We start from the raw sequence: 20,411 nt of genomic DNA, 5'->3' as shown, positions 1-20,411 counted from the left end.
GCGTCACCATACCACCACAGGCCCGGGTAAGCCGGGAAATCGTTTTACGTGGTCGAGGGATCAAAAGTACTGGTACTCCTTCCATTGCCTGCTTCGGTTTCTACTTTCTGGTCCTTGCTGCTTCCAGAGTTTGCGTCCTGTTTCCCCTGTGCAAATTCCCGTGCATCCCCATAGCGAAGTTTCGTGGTAATCGTCTTCGCCGCATTCCCCGTGGGATCCTTCCCAACGGAACGGACCATAACAGAAAAATTGCTGTCCACACGGTCGTTATTATCGGTTTCCAGGGGATCGTTGCTGTCATCCCAGATAGTCACAGTGTAACGAGTGGTATCAAGATTATAAACATTCGCACCAACGCTATAAACGGGATCGCCGGAATTGATTCCTACATTTTCTAAATCAAGCACTACGGGATCAGCACTGCTTGGAATAATGGACAAAAGCTTCGTGAATCCTTCATCCCGATCCCGAAAATTCAACAGGACGTTTCTGGCCATCTCGATCCCCGTTTCAGCATTCTGGAAAGCGATCGTGTTTTTTTTATCATTTGCGGCAATGGTATTCTCAAAAGTGGATGAAAACATCAAACTTAATGCAACAGCCGAAAGTGCCACCAAAAGCAACAATGCAACAATCAGGGCCATCCCTTTCTGATTTCCCGCCCGATTCAGATACATGATTGTTCTCCTTTGCCGTTTAGAGATTCAGATTCCGGACCCAGACGGTTTTCTGATAATTTCGAATCCGTGCCAAACCATCCGATACAGACCCCGAAAGATTGACACCCTTGTTTGTGTCAGTCCAATTCGGATCCTCATGCTTCGTCCGAACCGTCAGGGAAATGTCGACAGAGGACGGATCGGTGACCCCGGCCGGAGAAAAAGACAAGGAATATATATTATCCGCCAAAATCAGGGTCTGTACATCCGATCCATCGGATTTACGCAGGATCTGCTTCGTCAATTGGTTATTGCCGTTCACCTGCAGGACAATCCACTCCTCATCATCCGCAGAACTGGCTAACGTATCATTAATCACTCCGTCATCATTGACATCCTTCTGAATGGTAATCATACTGCCGGAAGCATCGACAGTAATAGTTGCACCGGCGGGGTTTGCCGGATTGTTGTAAGCCCCCCTCCGAATTTCCTCCACAAGTACATCCATGGCAATCCGGCCGTTCTGCTGCATCGTCGCCACCTCATTCTGGACATTGGCAGACTTGTTCTGTATGGCAAAGACGGCATAGGCCCCCGCCACGATGACCAATGTCACCACAAGAGAGACCATGATTTCGATCAGGGTAAAACCCTTTTGGTTGCTGTACATGCCTGATTCCTCCAATTAGTGTAACCCTTCAAACTCCCTCGTGAAAGTCATGGAGTGGTTTCCGGTCCGGCTCCAGGCAATAGTCACCTGTGCTGTACTAATCCCGGCAGTAGGGGTATTATTTTGTATCTCAATTGAGCATTTACCGGAAGGAAGCCCCAAATCCGAGATCCGGCTTACAATCGTGTCATAGTCGGCACCGGCTGTAGCATCAATGGAGGGGCGGGTATTGACATTACTGGTATCAATCCCGTTGTAGGCAGAGATGTTATCGACATTCGCCCGGATCATTTCGATCACTTCATCAGATAGAATCGTGACCTGGGTCACATGATCCGCCGTGGAGTTTCCCCGGATCGCCGCCACCGACATCGACATGACAGCCAGAATGCCGTAGGCCATTACAACCATGGCTACCATGACCTCAATCAACGTAAATCCGGCGTTTGACTTCATACTTTTGCGATACATTTCTTTCCTCCTAATCCCAGGCGGCGCCTGATTCATTCCAGCGAGAATATGTCACTTGTCCACTCGCTTCTACGGCAACCCCGAAAAAATACTGTTTGTTTACAGTGGCCGCCGGGTCAAACATCAAATAGAGTTCGCCCGCCGGCGTTGCAGCACCGTTGGAAGCAAAGACAACACTACTACCAGCGAAGGTAATCTTTTTCGTAGGCGGATGACCACTGGCATTTAAGTCGTCTTTTTCTATTACCTGATTAATTCCGAAATCAACGGATTGGCTGAGTGTGTAGGTATTCAGAGTCGTTCCTCCCGCAGAGACCGTTACCGTTTCTGCCGAGGGATCGAAGGTAACGGTTACATTCTGTCCTCGCTTCACCGCCTCAAAACGGGCATTGGTCAGCATCCCTGCAATCGTTGTAGCATCTCCCTTCATTCGGTAATAAGGTGCCCAATCGGCAATGGAAGGTGCCGAAAAAAGCAGCGTCAGCGCAACAATTGACAAGGTGATAACAAGTTCAATTAGAGTGTATCCCTCTTGCTCAGACCTCTTCATAATGGACCTCCTTTTTCTCCACACACCTCCATACGGTAGCAAGGAGCATGCCATTTTACCATTCAGAGGTGCCGGTCCGTATCTTACCGTTAGATAAAGATTATTCAGAAATGTTGAAATACAGAAAAGCTCGGAATCGGGGAATGCTTATGTAACGGACTACACAACTATGTAATCGATTACACAATAATTACAGCACCCGTGATAATTTCGAATCCGAAAACTTAAAAACCGGTTCGCAAAGACACAACATGCGTGAAGACAGTAGAAACGGTCGTCATTAATCTTCTCCGATGAGACAGATCGTCCAGGGAACCTTCTCTCTCCCCGCTTAAAGATGCTCCATACAAAACTCCGAGAAAAACCACTCATAGGGAATAACTGCGGAGCATAGGCTAACCCCAAAGAGAGATTAAAAAGTCAGGTCTTGACAAACAAATACGAGAGGCATATATTTCCCGACGTTTTCAAAATACCCTGTCCGTAATTCCGTGTTTCGCAGGAAAGGTTTCAGGGCGATCGTATCGTTTGAAGACATCCTTATCGCATGCCTTCCGGCCGCTTTCCTGCCTATACGAAGCAGGGTTCATCTGTGAACTGCATCCTTTCGCAGTTCATCCAGGGAGGAAATTGCCGATGATACGGGTGGAAAACCTCACAAAGCATTACGGCGATGTTCATGCCGTCAACGGAATCAGTTTTCAAATACGGAAGGGAGAGATCCTGGGCCTGCTCGGTCCCAACGGGGCCGGCAAATCAACGACCCTGCGGATCCTGACCTGTTATCTCCCCCCCTCTTCCGGCAACATCACCGTCCGGGACTTAAACATTCATGACCATGCCATCAAGATCAAGGAGATGATCGGCTATTTGCCGGAGTCGGCGCCGATTTATCCGGATATGCTCGTCTACGATTACCTCCTCTTTGTGGCCGGTCTCCGCAAACTCCGGGAGGCAAACCGGATGAGCCGCATCAAAGAACTGGCACGGTTATGCGGCCTGAATGACGTGATGCACAAACCGATTCATGAACTTTCCAAAGGATACAAGCAGCGGGTCGGACTGGCCCACGCCATGATGAGTGATCCGGAGATCCTCGTTCTTGACGAACCGACCTCCGGCCTCGATCCAAACCAGATCGTAGAGATCCGGGCGATCATCCGGGAGATCGGCCGGGAGAAAACGGTGATTCTCTCCACCCATATCCTGAGCGAGGCCGAAGCGACCTGCGACCGGATGGTCATCATCAACAAAGGGAAAATCGTCGCCGACGGGCCGACGGAAACCCTGAAGGAACGCGCCGGCGGCGAGTACACCGTTGAGATCTCCCTGCAGGAAGAAAATTTCGAGCAGGTTCAAAAGGCCTTTGCCGGGATCCCCGATGTGGACGCGCCAAAACGGATCGGCAGCCGGAACGGAACCCTCGATTTCTCTCTGACCTGCCGGACGGCAAAAGATCTCCGTCCGGTGCTCTATGAGATCATACGAAAACAGGAATGGCGCCTGCTGGAATTCCATCGAAAGACCCGGACCCTGGAGTCGATCTTCCGGCAACTCACAAAGGAGGGATGAAATGCGAAACGTCACCCAGATTTTTAAAAAAGAATTCGGGGGGTATTTCATCTCCCCGATCGCCTATATCGTCATTTCGATTTTTCTTGTTCTGACCGGCTGGTTTTTCTTTTCCACCTTTTTCCTCTACAACCAGGCCGATCTCCGAAACTTTTTCTCCCTGCTCCCCCTGACCTTCTCCTTCGTCATCCCCGCGGTGACGATGCGTCTCTTTTCCGAGGAGTTCAACAGCGGCTCCTATGAACTGCTCCTGACCATGCCGGTCTCCTCAACCGACATCGTCCTCGGAAAATTCCTGGCCGCCGTCGCCTTCGTGGCAGTCATGCTGCTTCCCACCCTCTCCTACGGTGCATGCATCTCCTTTTTGGGAGATCTTGATGTAGGACCCTTGATCGGGGGATACGTGGGAGCGATTCTCTTAGGTGCAGCCTTTTCCGCCATCGGACTTTTCGCTTCCGCTCTGACCCACAATCAGATTATCGCTTTTATTTCCGGGATGGCGGTCTGCTTCTCCCTCACCCTTCTCGACAAGATGCTCATTTTTCTGCCCAAGTCCCTTCTGAGCGTCTTCCAGTTTTTAAGTGCGGATTCCCATTTCCAGAACATCGCCCGGGGAATCATTGATTCCCGGGATGTTCTCTATTTTCTGAGTCTTGCCTTCGTTATGCTCTACGGAACCCACCTGGCCGTCGATGAAATGAATTAAGGAGAAAACCTGATGAACGCCGTACTCCATAAAATATTCCGACCGAAATTTCTTCTCTACCTCGTCGTGATTGTTCTTCTGAACATAGCCGCAACGAGCCTCTTCTTCCGGGTCGACTTGACGGCCAACCACATCTATTCCCTCTCCAGAGCCAGCCGAAAGGTGGTCTCTACTCTCTCGGAACCATTGACCATCAAGGTTTTCTTTACCAAGAACCTCCCCGCCCCCTATAACACACTGGAACGTTATCTCCACGACCTCCTCCAGGAATACAGTATTGCCGGCAACCGCTATTTTAATTATCAGTTCTACGACGTCTCCGGCGAAGAGAATGAATCGGCCCGGAAAAATCAGGAGATGGCGCAAAACTACGGGATCAATCCGGTTCAGATCCGCAACATTGAACAGGACCAGGTAAAGTTCCAGAACGCCTTCATGGGGATGGTTCTCATCCACGGCGACCTGATTAAAACGATCCCAACCATCACCTCGACGGAAGGACTGGAATACAAGATCACCTCCACGATCCGGACGATGAACAACAAGATCAGCGCCCTGCTGGCTCTGAAAGACAAGGTGAAGGTCAACCTGATCCTCTCTTCTTCCCTGCAGATCGTAGGCCCCTATATGAATCTGACGGGACTGGCGGAACTCCCCTCCCGGATCAAAGCGGTCGTAAAGAAGCTGAATGAAAAGAACTACGGACGGCTGGCCTTCTCCGCCATCGACCCGACACGGGACCCAAGCCGGGAAAAAGAGATCCGCGGCCGGCAAATCCTTCCTCTCCAGTGGGATGCCTTCACCGATCGGCGGGGCAAAACCATCCCGGCCGGCCACGGCTATGCCGGGATCATGATACAACATGGGAATCACAAGGAAACGATCCCCTTGCTTCACATCTTCCGCCTTCCGATCTTCGGAACACAATACCAGTTGGCGAAAATGAAGGAGATCGAAGAAGGAATCGAAAACGCCGTAGAAAACCTGATCAACACAAACGAGAAGATCGGTTATCTTGCCGACCACGGGACTCTCCCTCTTGAGTCCTATCCCGCGATGCCGGGCGAAGCTCAAAGTGATTCTCTTTCTCAGTTTCACAAACTCCTTTCGGAAGAATACAACGTCCGGGAGGTTCGCCTGAAGGATGGGGGAATCCCGGAGGGGTTGCCGACCCTGATCATTGCCGGGCCCACAAAACCGTTTTCCGAGGAAGAACTCTACCGGGTCGATCAGTACCTGATGCGGGGGGGCAACCTGGCCCTCTTCCTCGATCCCTTCAAGGAGACCTCGCTTCCTCAACAGGGAATGATGGTGGGGGGGCAGGGTCCGATGTATCTGCCCATCCACACGGGACTGGAGAAACTCCTTTCCGCCTACGGAATCCATCTGAAGGCTGCTTATGTGCTGGACAAAAACTGTTTCCGGCAGGAGATTCCCCAGGCCTTCGGCGGTGGTGAACGGCAGATCTACTTTGCCCCGATCATCAAGAATACCTTCATCAACAAGTCCGTCCCCTATCTCACAAACATCAAGGGACTGGTCCTGCTGAAAGCCGCCCCGCTGAACCTCGATGAAGCGAGCATCAAAAAGCACGCTCTGACGGCAACACGGCTCTTCTCCTCCAGCCGGGAGGCATGGAAAATGGAGGGGCGGGTGAACCTGAACCCGATGTTCCTGCAGCCTCCCCGCCGGACATCGGACCTGCAGCAATTCGCGCTGGCCTATACCCTCACCGGCCCGATTCCCAGCTACTTTGCCGACAAACCAATCCCGGAACGAAACGTAAACACGCAGCAGAAAGAAAAGAAGCAAACCGCCGGGAACGAAAAAACGGGGGGAATCGACATGTCGCATATCCAGGCGCAAGGAATTACGCTGAAGACCTCCAGAGGCGGCAGGATCTTTCTCATCGGAACCTCGGCGATTCTGAAGGACAATGTTTTGGGAGACAACGGGACCAGTCCGAATGCCCAGTTTGTGATGAACATCTTCGATGCCTTAAATCACCGGGTGGATACCGCCGTCATGCGGAGCAAGTCTCAGCGATTTAACCCCCTGAAAGAGGTATCACCTATGGCAAAGACGATGATTAAGGCGGCAAATATTGCAGGTCTTCCCATCCTGATCATCTTTGCCGGCCTGATCATCTGGTACCGCCGCTCGGCACGGAAGCGGCATATTCAGCAAATCTTTACACAAGCCTGATGGCTTTGCAAAAAGTCCGCTTGCTACGTTTATCAGGTTTTGAGTTCGCTTCGACGTACAAAAAAGTACGCCTCACTCCTCAAAACTTTCGCTCCTTGCATTCGGATCTTTTTGCTGTGCCATCCTATAGGACTTCTTGCGAGTCCATCAATCTGGATGGACACAACCCTCAACAGCGGGAGAAGATACAATGAAAGGGAAAAAAGAAATCCTGATCCTCGTCCTGATCATCGCAGCGCTTTCGACCTACCTGGTGTTGCACAAGAAAGGAAAGACCAACTACATCCTCCCCAAACTCCCTCCGGTTACAGCCAAAGATGTTACCCGGCTGCATATCCACAACGGGAAACAGGATCTGACACTGAAAAAGGTCGACGACCGGTGGGTGATTCTTCCCCGGAAATACCCCGCCGATCCCTCCATGGTAAAAGAGATGGTTGACGGAATTGTCCAACTGAATCTGACGGCCCTCACCTCGGAATCAGGAAACTACAACCTTTATGACCTGGAGGAGGACAAGCGGATCGACGTGCAACTCTACCAGGGGGACAAACTCCTTCGGGAGGTCGGGATCGGAAAAGTCACCTCCTCCCGCCAACAGACCTTTGTCAAGCTTCCCAAAGAAAAAGGGGTCTACCTCGCAGAAGAAAACCTCTCGATCCTCTTCAACAAAAAGGTGCCGGAACTGCGGGACAAAGAAGTCCTGCCCCTGAATGGAAAAATTCGACAGGTCATCCTCTCCCAAGGGAAACAGACGGCTACCTTCGTCAAGTCACCTACGGTTACTGCAAAATCGGAAGAGCCTCAAAAAGAGAAGAGCGCCGAGTCCGTCCCCCCACCAGAGCGTTGGCAGACCCCCGACGGAAAAAAGGCAGAGGAAGGGGCAATAGACGAAGTGGTCGCTGCTCTCACTCATCTGCGATGCGACGGTTTCATTGAGGATTCAAAAGGCCTGAAGGAAACGGAGACGCCGATCTATTCGGTCAAACTGAAAGGGACGAAAACATACACGGTAAGGATCTTCAAAAAGGTGGGAAACCGTTACCGGGCGACCTCTTCGGAAAGTCCTTATCCCTTTTACCTCTCGGAATGGAAGGCCGAACGGATCATGAAAGATCCGGCGAAACTGGTCGTCTCCGCAAAAGCGCCGGCCTCCGGCGGGACGGCCGGCAGGAAAGAGAAAACGGCGAATCATCCCGCGGCCCCGTAACGTTTACGATATTTTTTCTGCAAGACATTCAGGGTATGTAAATATTCCGTCCGTTTTTCGAGATTGGCCGCCCCCCGGATATCCGAGATCAGGGCATTCAAGGGATAACGAATATCCATTCCCCACCGGTTGAGGTGGGCGTCATTGGCCCGGTCGAGGATGAGAATGGAGTAATACTGTGTCAGCATCCGCACCCGGGAATCCCTGCGCATGAGATAGGAGCGCCCCCCCAGGGTATTCAGAAAATAGACGGCATAATCATAGCTTCCCCGCAGGGGAAGTGAAACCGACAGGCCCGCTCCCGCTTTCCTGCAGGAGACACCTTCTGTGAGCGTCCGGTAGAGAAGTGCAAAAACAGACTCCATCATATCCCCGTCATAGCGGAGAATGTCCCGCAGCAGAAGGGTGTTCTTCTTTCCCAGGACCCGGAAGAAATGGGCGTTATTGTGAAGGACCCGCAACAGATCATCCGTTTCCCGAACCACCACGGGAGGCCTCTTCATCAGGCGGGGGAGCAAATCCTGAAAATGTCGGCAAACCCCCTCTTTCAATCCGTAAGCGGAAACATATTCCCGGCCATTCAGGTAGTTGCAGAAATGGTCCAGTCGGTTATTCAGGTCACGGCATTCATCTTCCGTGGAAGATGTTGCAGGAGAGTTTTCTTCTTCTCCCCTCGATACGGGTTCCTGCTTCTTCCCGAAGACCTCTTCTTTCCGGGCCTCCGGAACCGCCTGCGGCGGGGCTTGCAGGGCTGCCTCTTTTTTCAGGCTTGAGACCTCATCCTCCAGGGTGGCAATCCTCTCTTCAAGAGCCGACTTCTCCTGTTCAATCCGATCCTTTGAGAGCCATTGCCCCACCCGGTCCCGTTCGACATAGAAAAAGATTGCGCATCCCAGCAGAATGATGATAATCGCAACCAGGACGTAGTTGATCGATCGATCCGGTTCGGTATACATCCCCTCTCCTTTCATGATATACAATATGAAAGCCTGTATCGTTATTTGTATCTTTGCACCAAAATATCAGTGCAGGATATTTCTGTCAAGGAGGCAAGAATGTCAATTTGCAGGTGTATCGAGGTCCACTGCTGGCCCCGGGGAAGGAAACAGGAATATGTGGCTTATGTAAAACCGGTCGGCTACCCCGATACGGCGCTGATCTGCGGTCGATGCAACAACCCCGGGGTGATCTGGCTCACCCATGAAGAAAAGGCAGCCTACGAAAATGGGATAAGAATCTTCAACGGGCCGAATCGCTTCACCCGTATGCGGGCCGATGACGGGGGGACCCACGAAGGGCAGGTTGTCGGTTGTTTGATGTAACGCTGGTGATCAAAACCGCAGAAGATCTTTTCAGTCCCCATTCTTCTCCACCGCACACCGGGTCCCGGAAGAAAAACTGAAAAAACGGTCCCGGAGAAACCGGAACATGAAAAAGACCAGAAATATCGCAGCCGCAAGGAGGACAATCGTAGCACCGGAGGCGGTATTCAACCGGACGGAAAGGAAAAGACCGCCCAGGGCGGAGAGGAGACCGATGCAGACGGAAACAATGAGAACGGTTCGGAAATCACCGCTGACTTCATAGGCGGCGGCAGCGGGAATCACCAGAAGCGCCGAAACGAGAATGATCCCTACGACCTTCATGGAAATGACGATGGTCACCGCCATGAGGGTCAGGAGAAGATAATAGAGAAAGGTCACCGGGACACCACTCACCTGGGCGGACTCTTCATCAAAACTGATGTAGAGAAGCTCTTTGAAAAAGAAGGCCAAAAGCCCGATCACGGAAAGCCCCAGAAACAGGATCAGCCACAAATCCTGCCGGGTAACGGCCAGAATATTTCCGAAGAGATAACCGAAAAGATCGACGTTGTATCCTTTTGAAAGTCCGATAATCACGACCCCCAGGGCCATGGCGGCGGCGTAGAAGATCCCGATCGTCGTATCCTCATGGAGCATCCCCTTTCGGCTGACGAGACCGATCAGCCAGGCGGTCAGGACCGCAAAGAGAATTGCCGACAGTGTGGGATCCACACCCAAGGCGACACCGATGGCCACACCGCCGAAAGATGCATGGGAAATCCCGACGCCGATAAAGGAGAGACGGTTCACGAGGACAAAAAAAGAGATCAGGGAGCAGATCACACTGACCATGGCGCCGGCCATCAACGCTTTCTGCATAAATCCGTAGGAAAAGATTTCAGCCATGCGGATGGCCTCCGATCATCCGGTGGGGAAGCTTTCCGTGCATCACCACTTCCACTTCCGACCCGTAGAGCTTTTTGAAAACCTCATTCTTCAGGATCTCCTCCGGACGACCGTGAAGATGGAGCGTCCGGTTGAGGCAGGCAATGGCGTCACAGTAAATCGGTACAACCCCGATGTCATGGGTTGCCATGACCACGGTCAGGGAATAGCTCTGCTGTAACTTTTTGATCAGACGGTAAAAACCGTCCTGTGCCGCCACATCGACGGCCGCCATCGGTTCATCAAGAATCAAGACCTTCGGAGAGGCGGAAAGGGCGCGGGCAATAAAAACACGCTGCTGTTCCCCTCCGGAAAGATCGCCGATCCGGACGCGGGCCAAGTGTACCAGACCGACACGATCAAGACAGTCGAGAGCGATTTCCCGATCCCTGCGACCGGCACGGCGCCCCAGTCCGATCGTCCCGTAACGCCCCATGACAACTGCATCGAGTACGGAAAGGGGAAACCGCCTGTCGATCCGGATCTGTTGCGGAACGTACCCCATCACCCAGGCACCTTTCCTGCCCGTCCCGAGTCGTTGTCCTTCAACAAGGACTTCCCCGCTCTCCGGACGAATTAAACCGAGCAAGGTTCGAAGGAGGGTAGTCTTCCCTCCCCCGTTGGGACCGATGAGACCGGTAAAGGAGTTTTCAAGGAGACGCAGATTCACATCCTTCAGTACGGCACAACCGTTGATGGCAACATGGAGGTGACGGGTTTCGACAACGACCTTCCGTTCCTTTGTCACCCGGCACCTCCCCCGAAATCCACAACGGTCAGGTAACCTCGTTTCAGATGACTCAGATTGTAGCGCATCAGTTTCAGATAGGTTGATCGCTCTGCATCCCCGGGTGTGCCGAGGGGGTCCATCCGGACGATCACAGCGCCTGTCTCCGCCGCCAGAACACGGGCGGCTTTGTCATTTAACTGCGGTTCTGCGACGATCACCGCCCCCCCCGCCTTCCGAATTCGTTGAACCATCCGGATCAACTCCGTCGGCGTCGGTTCTTTCCCCGGCGTTTTCTCAATCACCCCCCCTTCCGGCAGTCCATAGCGGCGGGCAAAATAACGCCAGGAGGGATGGATCGCAACAAAGAGACGTTTCGGAAAGGTTGCGACCGTCGCCCGGATCTCCCGATCAAGCTGTTGCAATTGCGCCAGGTAGGCACGCGTATTCTTTTCATACTCCATCCTGTGTGCGGGATCGATCCGGATGAGCGCATCCCGAATCCGCCCCACCTGCTCCATGGCACGTAACGGGTCCAGCCAGAGATGGGGATTGGCAATCCGCCCGCCGTTCGGTTGCCCGACCGCACCGTCCAGGGTCCTGATGCCCCGGGAGGTGTCCACAACTTCAAGGGAACCGACCGTTTCAGACGGCAGAAAACCTTCCGCCCAGAACTCGAACCCCAAACCGATCTTCACGAAAAGCCGGGCGCCGGATATTTTTGCAAGATCCCTCGGCGCGGGAGAGAAAACATGGGGACTTGCCCCCGGCGGCAGCAGTGTCATGACCACAACCCGGTCTCCACCCACATTCCGGACAAAATCCGCAAGAGGGTAGATGCTGGCCACCACCCGGATCTGCTGTAAATTCGCTTCGTTTTCGTTTGCCGGATGACAAGCAAACAGGACGACCAGCATGCCGAGACACCCGAACAAAACCACCCTGGACAAGATCATCTTCTGCAACCTGCGCTTGTACGACATCCTGCACGCTCTCCCGAAAAACCGGAAAAATTATAGTACACCATTCCTCATCAAAAAACAAAAAAAGCTCCATGATCACTCATGGAGCTTTTGGATTGACAATGATGGAATAATTTACAGGCGGACGACATTCGAGGCCTGGGGCCCTTTCTGTCCTTCGCTCACGTCAAAACTCACCCGCTGACCTTCTTCCAGAGTTTTGAACCCCTCTTCCTGGATGGCGGAAAAATGGACAAACACATCAGGACCATCTTCCTGTTCAATGAAACCATACCCCTTGCCGTCGTTAAACCACTTTACTGTTCCTTCTGACATCTCTTCTCCTTTTCCTCTCAGGATCCAAACCGTAAATCCATGTGCAACCTCAACCGTTCAGTGGGAAAAAAACCACCCGTATAATCGGGCGGCTTTCATGTTACCAATTCACGATGATAAGTCTGCACAACCCTCTACTTGCACGGCATTAGACCATGTTCCAAAACGGATGTCAAGAATATTTCGTTCTGGAAAAAAAATGAAGATGAAGATTCAGGGTGCGGCATCAATCCGCCGGGCTGAACTCCGCACGGAGATGCAGGGAAAGATCCCCAAGTCCTGGGGTCAGACTTTGCTAATTTTATATTTTACTCGCCGCCCTTTTCTTAAAGACTTCTCTATCCTATTCATTTGTGCAGCAAGTTCAGCATCATCTTCTAACCTCTCTCTGAGCTTTCTCACCCCGATACTTATGGACACCGGGTCCCGAGCAAAGTAGCGTGCCACCTCCCCCAAAGTAATGCTTCCCACTTCCTTCGCAACATAGGCCGTCACAGCTCTGCACAATGCAGCATCTCTGCTTCGAGTGTGGTCCATTATCCTCCCAACGGGCACCTTGAAAGACCTTCCGATCTTCACAACAAGTGCATCCATGTCCAGAGCAACAGGAAAACGTATTGGTTTTCCCCTGACAAACCGCTTCTCTAACTTTTCTACAAATTTGTCTTCTCCAAGATAACGCTGTTCTTTGACTTCATAGAGGTCTTCTCTATACCCATCGTTTACTGCAACATTGATAAAATCCTTATATAAAGAAACCGCTTTCTTTCTGCTCTTCGCCAAACAGGCCAGCGGCATTTCTACTTCAAGCCAAAACGAGGACCTCCCTGAGAGATATGCATGGTGGCTACTCCAGATATAGTCGTCCGGCAACTTTGTAATTCCCGCTCGAACAGGATTCAGATGTATATACCGGATCAGTTCTAACAGATAGGCATCCCTGTCACAGATGATGGCTTTGTATCTTCCTTGAAAGAGATGACCTGTCTTGCCGTACTTTTTGTTGAAGTACATGGTGTAACTTTGCTGAAGCCCTTGCATGATTTTGGATAGGTCTGTTTCCCCCTGTTCAATCAACAGATGAACATGGTTTGACATAAGGACGTAAGCATAGAACGTACAGCAATAGCGTTTCTGGTAGGTGATCAGGCGGTTCCGGTACTGCTGGTAATCTTCGTCATCAAGGAAGACCTTTTGACGCTGATTGCCCCTGGCAATAACATGATAGAAAGCTCCCTGATATTGTACCCGAGGTTTCCTGGCCATTGTAAATCGATAACAGATTCGTATGCCGGTGTCAATATAAAAACAACAAAGTCTGACCCCAAGAGGTTCCGTTCCCCTCGGCTTTCTCCTTGAGAAACACAGGCGGCCTGCCTGTACCATCTTCGGGCTTTTCAAGATACTCTTCCCACCGGGGGAAATGGCTTTGCTGATAGGCCCACAATTGCCGAGTCAACCGGGCTATGTATTCGGCATAGTCGTTTTTGATCTTTGCATCACTCACATGTGTCTCCCAATACGACCTTAAAGATTCTGAAGCTGTAGGATTTGTTTTTGGTGCTGTAATAGCGAAAGACGTCATCGAACCGTGGATGGAACCGATTGTTTACCACATAGCACATGATCATCTTTCTCTTCGGTCTGATCTCTGAATATTTTCCCAGGAGCTTCAGAATTTCCTTTCTGTAACAAGCGAAATAGAGCGCATAGTCCAACAGTTGCGACATGACTTCCAATTTCACATCGTCCAATTTCAATTCGATCACAGACAAATATCCTCTGCGGTTGAGCGTCACGATATCGACAAATTCAGTGGGCATGATCATGTTGAGCTTGGAAACGCTGTCCAGGAATACGCCCGTCGGGAACTCCCTCAGAACCCCATACTTTTTCTTCTTTAACAGGAAGAAATGCTCCCCCAATATTGCAAGCCGGTCATTCGTTCTGGTTTTGAGACCTTTCCCGAACAAGAAAGTCTGGAAATCTTTTTCAATCCGCTCTCCCCTGTCATCATCTCCTCTCTTGTTCAAGACAGTGTGTATCTTTTCATTCGCCGGCCTCTCAAAAAGCTCTTTCCTGGAGTAGAGACCGATCTGACGGTGATTATGAATGACCCTGAAATCAATCTCCTCGTTATTGATGGAAAGAAACGAAACCCTTCGTTTGAAGGCCTCGGTATTCGGTTCCCGTGCTGATCCATTCTTGTTGATACAAAACCGGATTTCCCTGATCTCTTGATGCTGGTCATTGCATACATAGTGAAAAAGAGCCATACCCCAGGAGTCTAAGCAGCGGTAACCCGACTTATTGATTTTTTTGCGAGCATCCAGGGTGATCCGGCGGTTCTCAAGGTCAACCGTATAATCGAAATGCGACGGCCATTTTCCGCCGCCCCCTCGTTGTGCATTGATTTGATCGGTCAACTGATGGCTCAATGACTTCAAATTATTTTTCATAATCTCTCCGGTTATAGATTTTCAAGAAGGCACTTTCCGTTACCCCGCTGTAACGCCTGGGGCAGCACAGTTTGCTAATACCTCAGTCTCCCAACGTACAGGGGCATAAAATAGGGACAGCGACCATTATTTGCCTTTTCGTGGTCTACCCCTCCCCCTCGCCATTAAGTCTCGGCCAACCGTCTTTCCTATCTTCCGAATAAATGCATCGCTGCCACAAGGAAATCTTCATCATCCTCAAATACCGTCTGACGGTCGTTGCCTCGCTGTGTAACATGATGTGGATATCCCTGGGCTGCGGCTCTTGCTATTCTTGGCATGAAAAAGATGTATCATATTTCCCAAAAGCTGTCAATAATAATGGTCGCTGTCCCTATTTTTAAGCACGTAGGCAATCCGTGTGCACGCTATGGTTAAGGGCTCTCAATCGTCGGCGGGGAGGCCAACCTCTCGCTCGAACTCTGTGTGCTCCGTGGTGAATTGCTCTTGACCTTGACTTTATACCCCCCCCTACCCCGCCGATCCGAACTCCGACCGGAGATGCAGGGAAAGATCCCGGACGAGGCCGAGGGCCCGGAGGGCATCCGCTTCGGAGAGGCTCCCCAATCCGCAGGCCGGCGTCACCAGACATTGGGTCCGTAATCGTCGGGCATCGACACCGAGAGAAACCAGTTTGTCATACCCATTCCGGAACCGACCTGCAAGGGATTCAGCCGTCTCTTCCCGAACGGCCGCAGAGGTGGGCACGATCCCCCAGGCAAGATTGCCCCCCCTGTTCAAGAAGGCCTTGACCGCTTCGGGGTAGAGGGCCATCCGGTCCATGAAATCATAGGCATCGAAATTTACGATATCAACATCCGTTTCAAAAAGGAGGGACCAGTCGGTATTTCCGCAGCAGTGAACCCCGGCAATCCCGCCCGCATCACCAATCCGTTTCACCACTCCGTTGAGAGACTGCACGACCTCCTCCCGGCCGACGTTCATCCCCGTGGTCCCGAAGGCCGCCATATAGGGCTCATCCATAAAGATGATCGTGGGTACATGGAATTCCCTGAGCCGTTCAATCTGGTAGAGCGCCTTCATGGCGATCAGGCGGACGACGGCATCCTGCAGGTTGGGATCGTAAAAGATCGCCCTCCCCTCTTCGTCCTTTACGGAGAATCCGAAGGTTACCGGACCGGTGACATGCCCCTTGGTACAGATCAGCTCCGACGGTCGTTCCTCCCGCAGCCCCTCGATAAAGGGGGTCAAACCTGCGGCATAGTCCGGGGAGAGCCGGAAGTGATCCGCCTCCCCCGCCATTTCCTTTTCATAGAAGCGTTCCAGCTCCGCCAACGCCCGATTGGAATCCACGGAAATCTTTTCTCTCTCCAGGTCGATGACGATGCCGGGGAAGGCCTCGGAATACTGCGGGACCATCTGCTCCCGAAAACCGAGTTTCGGAAGCTGCGGCCAGAAAGGGATCTCGGGAAGATGCTCCCGGACGATCGCACACGCCTTTTGTACATCGGTAAAAGGGAGACTGCCGATGCCGGTCCCCAGACAACGGCCTGAAAAATTCATACGGTCCTCCTCCGGTCAGCCCAGTCTTCTCAGGTAGGCGCTGGAAACATACTGCAACATCATCCGGTTGGTGTTAAAGAAAGATCCGTTCAGACTGATCCCGTTGAGCATGATCCCGATCCAGTCTTCCCGTTTGTGGTAATAGGTGGGCAAAATCACCTCTTCCAGTTTTTCATAAAGGTCCTGTACATCCAGGGCATCCGTATCGGCCCCCGGTGGAACGCTGGACGGCCTCGGGCCGATCGACCAGCCGGTAATCCCTTCACGATGTCCTTCGATCCACCAGCCGTCGAGTACGCTGAAATTGATGACTCCGTTCAGGGTCGCCTTCATCCCGCTGGTCCCGGAGGCCTCCTGAGGGCGTTTCGGGTTGTTAAGCCAGACATCCACGCCGGAGGTCAACAATCTTCCCAGTGCAAAGTCGTAGTTCTCCAGATAGACGATAGGAATCGTGTCGGCCAGTTCATGACTATGCTGAATGATTTTCCGAATCAGGGCCTTGCCCGGTTCATCCCTGGGATGGGCCTTCCCGGCATAAACCAACTGAAATTTCCCCGCCTTCTCCAGGATTTCTTTCAGCCGTTTAATATCCCGGAAGAGCAAGTCCCCCCGTTTGTAGGCGGCCGCCCGGCGAGCGAAACCAATGGTCAGCACCTCCGGATCCAGATCGACACCGGTCGTCCGGTGAATATAATCGAAGAGTTTTTTCTTGCACTGCTGATGGGCCGTCCAGACCTCCTCCGGAGGGATCCCCATGGCCTGGCGCAGCATGAAAGAGTCGGTCTTCCATCCCCGGACATACTTATCCATGAGTGCCTGGAACTCCTTTGACATCCAGGTCCGTACATGGACACCGTTCGTGATGGAATCGATCTCATATTCCGGAAACATTTCTTTCGACACCTGTCCATGCTTCTTGGCCACCCCGTTGGCATAGCGGCTCAGGTTCAGCGCCAGAAGTGTCATATTGAATTTCCCCTTGCCGCTCAGATTATCGACGACCTCAAAGGGGATCTTGTGAATGAGATAGGGGTCCTCCTCCCCCTGCAGGTTTTCCTTCTTCTCCCCGAGCAGTTTCTTGACCAGGTCATTCTCAAAACGGTCATGCCCCGCCGGCACCGGAGTGTGGGTCGTAAAAACACAGAGATCTTTGACGGACTCCGGGTCCCACCGCGCCTGTTCAAACCAGACCGCTTCCGGGGACTTTTCGTTCTCACGCAACAGCTCAAGGGTCAAAAGACTCGCATGGCCTTCGTTCATGTGATAGGTGGTCAGGCGGTCATATCCCATGGCCCGCAACATCCGTACTCCGCCGATCCCCAGAACGATTTCCTGTTTGAACCGGTAGGCATGGTCCCCCCCATAAAGGTAGGAGGTAATCTCACGATCCTCGGGATGATTGTCTTCCACATTGGTGTCTAAAAAATAGACCGGAACGGCGGCATCCGTTTCCCCCCGGATCATGTAGCGCCAGGCCTGGATTGCGACCTCCCGGCCGCCGATCCGGACCTTGACTCTGTAAGGCAACTGTTTCATCGAAAAAGAGGGGTCCCAGTTCACCGGTTCCTCACTCTGGTTACCCTTTGCGTCCAGCTTCTGGATGAAATAACCTTTTCCCTGCAGAAGGGTCATTCCCACGACCGGAAGATGCAGATCCGCACAGGATTTCAACGTATCCCCCGCCAGAATCCCCAGCCCCCCGCTGTAGGTAGGCACATCCTCCTCCAACCCTACTTCCATACTGAAGTAGGCAATCTTGACAAAATAATCATTCATCTCTTCTATTTTTTCGCTTTCCAGAGTCATTCCATTTCCCCATTCAGTGCCGGATAATTTTCTTCTTGATTTTCAGGAAATGAACCAGTATCGTTCAGTAACTTACATTCTATAACTTAATTTCGAAGATGGTCAAGGAGGTTTAAAAAAGAACATGGATATCTCATCAAACCGGCTGAAGAAACTCGTGATTCTTGTCTTTTGTGTGTTGCTGACTGCTGCAATCGGATGCAGCAAACCGGCCAAACATAAAAAAGCGGATGGAACCGGCACCGACAACATCCAGGGAATCTGGAAGGGAGCTGCACAGCAAACCGGAACGCCCAATGCTGTTTTTTCTCTCCAATTGAACCAGCAGAAAAATGGGTTGGTCTGGGGAACGATTACCTCCAAAGACGGGACTTTCGAGCATGCAATCATCTCCGACGCCAAACTGATCGGTAGCCGGCTGACCTTTACGGCGACCGCCAACGGAAGCAATTTTCGCACCGGCCGCAGCTATGCCTTTGATGCCGAGGTTCAGGGCAACAAGATGAAAGGCACCTGGAAGGATATCCTCGACCGGACCTGGGGACCCTTTACCACGGAACGGGTGGTCGTCAAAACCCCGGACGGCAAAGACGGGAAACAGACCCCCGCCGCTGAATAAGTGCCCACACGGTCCCATCAACGCATTGCCGGGATCCATACATGTGGAAAAGGGGATGTTCATATTCAGGTTCTCTTCTTCAGACACGGTTTGCCGCCTGCTCTCCGCGTTGTACTTGTACGCTCATCAGACCGAATCATTCCTATCCCTGCATGTTCGGCAGATAAAGTTTCCGGTACTCTTCCATGGCAAAGCGGTCACTCATGCCGGCGACATGATCACAAAGAAGACGCAGAAAGGAAGGTTCTTTCTGCAATGCCCGTATCTTCTTCTCTACCTGCGTTAAGGGAATGTCCCGCAGGTAGGATTCATTTCGGTCTTGTGCATAACGCAACAATGCCCAGTCCTGAAGCTGCCGAGGATTAACGTAATAGGCCATAAAGAGACTCCGCAGAAAATGGATCGCCCGGCCATCCATTCGGTTGACCCGATAACTGTTGATGATCTCCCGGTAGACAAAGTTTTTCAGCCCTCCGTAGAGTTTCTTCCCCCTGGGAGAGAAGGCAACCAGATCGGGCGGAAGGTCCCCGATCTTCTTGTAAAAATCCTGAGAGGAACGGATCCCTTCTTTTTTGATCCAGGCCCGAATCCTCCTGCCCGTCTGAAGGAGGATGTCCGTAACCAGGAAATGGATCGTTCCCCGAACGAGCATGTTCTGTTTATGGAAGGAACGATGAGAATCGGAATAGTCCACCGCAATCCGCCGAATTACTTCTTCGATCAGTTCCAGCTTCTCCAACCGCTCCAGGTTGACCAGCCCCGTCCGGAGACCATCTTCCATGTCGTGTGTCTGCTGGGCGATTTCGTCGGACAGGGCTACAATCTGGGCTTCGAGAAACGGGGGGCTGTCCAGGGTGAAGAGTTGCGCTTGAAAAGGCTGGTAAGTCACATCGGAAGGAAGCGACGTATGCCTGACAATTCCCAATCGGGTCTCATCGGTCAGATTAAGCCCCTCCCCTTTGTACCGTTTCTCCAGCAAATCAACAACACGAAGACTCTGAAAATTGTGCCGGAACCCTCCGGTGTTCGCTGAGACCTTGATGTCCAGCAGCCCTTCCAGGGAATCCTGCCCGGACATGATCTTGTGGAGCACCGCCTCACCAATATGTCCGAAGGGGGTGTGGCCGAGATCATGCCCCAGGGCGATGGCCTCCGCCAGGTCCTCGTTCAACGACAGTGCCCGGCAAAGGGTCCGGGCCACCTGGGCAACCTCCAGGGTATGGGTCAACCGGGTCCGCTGATGATCCCCTTCGGTGGCGAGAAAAACCTGCGTCTTGTGTTTCAGGCGCCGGAAGGCCCGGGAGTGGAGAATCCTGTCCCGATCACGCTGGAACTCGGTCCGGTAGTCGTGACTGCGACCTTCCGCGGGAATCCGATGCCTCCGGGTGGCCCGACGGCTCTTCATGGCATAGACCGCCAGACGATCTTCTTCGAGCTGGTGGAGATACTCTTTGTCGCAAATAACCGGAACCTGAATTGTCTCTGAAGGTTTCATCCTGGATTTCCGCCCTTTCCCCACAACTTTCGTCAAAAAAAATTGTTTTATCTTACCAGATCCATCCCGGGAAGAAAAGAAATTGCAGCCGCCCGGAAGTCAGCGCCGAACCGGCCACAGATAAAATCATACGAACCGCTCCGACAGAGGAT

At 52.2% G+C, this 20,411-nt stretch carries 20 protein-coding genes; 6 read left to right on the top strand and 14 right to left on the bottom strand.

All coding sequences use genetic code 11. The annotated features are described in order from the left end of the window. Positions 1–44: 44 nt before the first annotated feature. Genes GXP58_09445 through GXP58_09430 form a run of 4 tightly spaced genes read right to left on the bottom strand, consistent with a single transcriptional unit; the run spans position 45 to position 2,350 of the window. Entirely contained in the window at positions 45–677 is a 633-nt protein-coding gene (locus tag GXP58_09445; GenBank protein ID NOY53829.1) for a hypothetical protein, read from the bottom strand. 19 nt (positions 678–696) lie between these two features. Beyond that, positions 697–1,329 carry a prepilin-type N-terminal cleavage/methylation domain-containing protein gene (locus GXP58_09440; protein ID NOY53828.1) on the bottom strand — a complete coding sequence of 211 codons (633 nt, stop codon included), beginning with the start codon at positions 1,327–1,329 and terminating at the stop codon, positions 697–699. A gap of 15 nt (positions 1,330–1,344) precedes the next feature. Then, positions 1,345–1,800 (bottom strand): prepilin-type N-terminal cleavage/methylation domain-containing protein, encoded by a 456-nt coding sequence (locus GXP58_09435; GenBank protein ID NOY53827.1) that lies wholly within the window; start codon positions 1,798–1,800, stop codon positions 1,345–1,347. 10 nt (positions 1,801–1,810) lie between these two features. Continuing rightward, complete coding sequence (locus GXP58_09430; protein ID NOY53826.1) at positions 1,811–2,350, bottom strand: prepilin-type N-terminal cleavage/methylation domain-containing protein; 540 nt, start codon at positions 2,348–2,350, stop codon at positions 1,811–1,813. Positions 2,351–2,986: 636 nt separating this feature from the next. On the opposite strand from GXP58_09430, the gene GXP58_09425 reads away from it, so the two are divergent. The 4 genes from GXP58_09425 (at position 2,987) to GXP58_09410 (ending at position 8,043) form a co-directional block, all read left to right on the top strand. After that, a complete protein-coding gene (locus GXP58_09425) occupies positions 2,987–3,922 on the top strand; it encodes an ATP-binding cassette domain-containing protein (protein NOY53825.1) in 936 nt (311 codons plus the stop codon). A 1-nt stretch (position 3,923) separates the two neighbouring features. After that, positions 3,924–4,628 carry an ABC transporter permease gene (locus GXP58_09420; GenBank protein ID NOY53824.1) on the top strand — a complete coding sequence of 235 codons (705 nt, stop codon included), beginning with the start codon at positions 3,924–3,926 and terminating at the stop codon, positions 4,626–4,628. Between the two features lie 12 nt (positions 4,629–4,640). Beyond that, the gene (locus GXP58_09415) at positions 4,641–6,833 is read left to right on the top strand and encodes a hypothetical protein (protein ID NOY53823.1); all 2,193 of its coding nucleotides are present in this window, start codon (positions 4,641–4,643) and stop codon (positions 6,831–6,833) included. Between the two features lie 190 nt (positions 6,834–7,023). Beyond that, positions 7,024–8,043 (top strand): DUF4340 domain-containing protein, encoded by a 1,020-nt coding sequence (locus GXP58_09410; GenBank protein NOY53822.1) that lies wholly within the window; start codon positions 7,024–7,026, stop codon positions 8,041–8,043. On the opposite strand, the gene GXP58_09405 is transcribed toward GXP58_09410, so the two are convergent. Beyond that, positions 8,025–8,999, bottom strand: coding sequence for a hypothetical protein (locus tag GXP58_09405; protein NOY53821.1), 975 nt, complete (start codon positions 8,997–8,999; stop codon positions 8,025–8,027). The genes GXP58_09410 and GXP58_09405 overlap by 19 nt on opposite strands. A 99-nt stretch (positions 9,000–9,098) precedes the next feature. Between GXP58_09405 and GXP58_09400 the strand changes: the two genes are divergently transcribed. Next, on the top strand, positions 9,099–9,365 hold the full coding sequence (locus tag GXP58_09400) for a hypothetical protein (GenBank protein NOY53820.1): 267 nt from the start codon (positions 9,099–9,101) through the stop codon (positions 9,363–9,365). Between the two features lie 30 nt (positions 9,366–9,395). Here GXP58_09400 and GXP58_09395 read toward each other — a convergent pair whose 3' ends face one another. From GXP58_09395 to glgP, 8 genes are all read right to left on the bottom strand, one after another. Further along, a complete protein-coding gene (locus GXP58_09395) occupies positions 9,396–10,253 on the bottom strand; it encodes a metal ABC transporter permease (GenBank protein ID NOY53819.1) in 858 nt (285 codons plus the stop codon). Further along, positions 10,246–11,040, bottom strand: coding sequence for a metal ABC transporter ATP-binding protein (locus GXP58_09390; GenBank protein ID NOY53818.1), 795 nt, complete (start codon positions 11,038–11,040; stop codon positions 10,246–10,248). The genes GXP58_09395 and GXP58_09390 overlap by 8 nt, the downstream gene beginning before the upstream one ends. Beyond that, on the bottom strand, positions 11,037–12,002 hold the full coding sequence (locus tag GXP58_09385; protein NOY53817.1) for a zinc ABC transporter substrate-binding protein: 966 nt from the start codon (positions 12,000–12,002) through the stop codon (positions 11,037–11,039). The genes GXP58_09390 and GXP58_09385 overlap by 4 nt, the downstream gene beginning before the upstream one ends. 114 nt (positions 12,003–12,116) lie before the next feature. After that, positions 12,117–12,317, bottom strand: a complete 201-nt coding sequence (locus tag GXP58_09380; protein ID NOY53816.1) for a cold-shock protein — start codon at positions 12,315–12,317, stop codon at positions 12,117–12,119. 285 nt (positions 12,318–12,602) lie between these two features. Then, positions 12,603–13,718 carry a transposase gene (locus GXP58_09375; protein ID NOY53815.1) on the bottom strand — a complete coding sequence of 372 codons (1,116 nt, stop codon included), beginning with the start codon at positions 13,716–13,718 and terminating at the stop codon, positions 12,603–12,605. 98 nt (positions 13,719–13,816) lie between these two features. Next, entirely contained in the window at positions 13,817–14,776 is a 960-nt protein-coding gene (locus tag GXP58_09370; GenBank protein NOY53814.1) for a hypothetical protein, read from the bottom strand. Positions 14,777–15,286: 510 nt separating this feature from the next. After that, positions 15,287–16,339 carry a methionine synthase gene (locus GXP58_09365; GenBank protein ID NOY53813.1) on the bottom strand — a complete coding sequence of 351 codons (1,053 nt, stop codon included), beginning with the start codon at positions 16,337–16,339 and terminating at the stop codon, positions 15,287–15,289. Positions 16,340–16,354: 15 nt separating this feature from the next. Further along, the gene (gene glgP / locus GXP58_09360; protein NOY53812.1) at positions 16,355–18,115 is read right to left on the bottom strand and encodes an alpha-glucan family phosphorylase; all 1,761 of its coding nucleotides are present in this window, start codon (positions 18,113–18,115) and stop codon (positions 16,355–16,357) included. 154 nt (positions 18,116–18,269) lie between these two features. Between glgP and GXP58_09355 the strand changes: the two genes are divergently transcribed. Then, positions 18,270–18,764: a hypothetical protein gene (locus GXP58_09355; GenBank protein ID NOY53811.1), complete on the top strand. Its 495-nt coding sequence runs from the start codon at positions 18,270–18,272 to the stop codon at positions 18,762–18,764. A 142-nt stretch (positions 18,765–18,906) separates the two neighbouring features. Here the strand turns inward: GXP58_09355 and dgt are convergent, their stop codons facing one another. Then, the gene (gene dgt / locus GXP58_09350; GenBank protein ID NOY53810.1) at positions 18,907–20,259 is read right to left on the bottom strand and encodes a dNTP triphosphohydrolase; all 1,353 of its coding nucleotides are present in this window, start codon (positions 20,257–20,259) and stop codon (positions 18,907–18,909) included. Positions 20,260–20,411: the final 152 nt, after the last annotated feature.

It is taken from the genome of Deltaproteobacteria bacterium (assembly GCA_013151235.1).
Taxonomy (GTDB): Bacteria; CG2-30-53-67; CG2-30-53-67; order CG2-30-53-67; family CG2-30-53-67; genus JAADIO01.
This window is presented reverse-complemented; position numbering and strand designations above follow the sequence as displayed.

Excerpts from the sequence above, each read along its gene's own strand:
- GXP58_09445 (NOY53829.1), bottom strand. The coding sequence starts at position 677 with ATGTATCTGAATCGGGCGGGAAATCAGAAAGGGATGGCCCTGATTGTT.
- GXP58_09440 (NOY53828.1), bottom strand. The coding sequence starts at position 1,329 with ATGTACAGCAACCAAAAGGGTTTTACCCTGATCGAAATCATGGTCTCT.
- GXP58_09435 (NOY53827.1), bottom strand. The coding sequence starts at position 1,800 with ATGTATCGCAAAAGTATGAAGTCAAACGCCGGATTTACGTTGATTGAG.
- GXP58_09430 (NOY53826.1), bottom strand. The coding sequence starts at position 2,350 with ATGAAGAGGTCTGAGCAAGAGGGATACACTCTAATTGAACTTGTTATC.
- GXP58_09425 (NOY53825.1), top strand. The coding sequence starts at position 2,987 with ATGATACGGGTGGAAAACCTCACAAAGCATTACGGCGATGTTCATGCC.
- GXP58_09420 (NOY53824.1), top strand. The coding sequence starts at position 3,924 with ATGCGAAACGTCACCCAGATTTTTAAAAAAGAATTCGGGGGGTATTTC.
- GXP58_09415 (NOY53823.1), top strand. The coding sequence starts at position 4,641 with ATGAACGCCGTACTCCATAAAATATTCCGACCGAAATTTCTTCTCTAC.
- GXP58_09410 (NOY53822.1), top strand. The coding sequence starts at position 7,024 with ATGAAAGGGAAAAAAGAAATCCTGATCCTCGTCCTGATCATCGCAGCG.
- GXP58_09405 (NOY53821.1), bottom strand. The coding sequence starts at position 8,999 with ATGTATACCGAACCGGATCGATCGATCAACTACGTCCTGGTTGCGATT.
- GXP58_09400 (NOY53820.1), top strand. The coding sequence starts at position 9,099 with ATGTCAATTTGCAGGTGTATCGAGGTCCACTGCTGGCCCCGGGGAAGG.
- GXP58_09395 (NOY53819.1), bottom strand. The coding sequence starts at position 10,253 with ATGGCTGAAATCTTTTCCTACGGATTTATGCAGAAAGCGTTGATGGCC.
- GXP58_09385 (NOY53817.1), bottom strand. The coding sequence starts at position 12,002 with ATGTCGTACAAGCGCAGGTTGCAGAAGATGATCTTGTCCAGGGTGGTT.
- GXP58_09380 (NOY53816.1), bottom strand. The coding sequence starts at position 12,317 with ATGTCAGAAGGAACAGTAAAGTGGTTTAACGACGGCAAGGGGTATGGT.
- GXP58_09370 (NOY53814.1), bottom strand. The coding sequence starts at position 14,776 with ATGAAAAATAATTTGAAGTCATTGAGCCATCAGTTGACCGATCAAATC.
- GXP58_09365 (NOY53813.1), bottom strand. The coding sequence starts at position 16,339 with ATGAATTTTTCAGGCCGTTGTCTGGGGACCGGCATCGGCAGTCTCCCT.
- glgP (NOY53812.1), bottom strand. The coding sequence starts at position 18,115 with ATGAATGATTATTTTGTCAAGATTGCCTACTTCAGTATGGAAGTAGGG.
- GXP58_09355 (NOY53811.1), top strand. The coding sequence starts at position 18,270 with ATGGATATCTCATCAAACCGGCTGAAGAAACTCGTGATTCTTGTCTTT.
- dgt (NOY53810.1), bottom strand. The coding sequence starts at position 20,259 with ATGAAACCTTCAGAGACAATTCAGGTTCCGGTTATTTGCGACAAAGAG.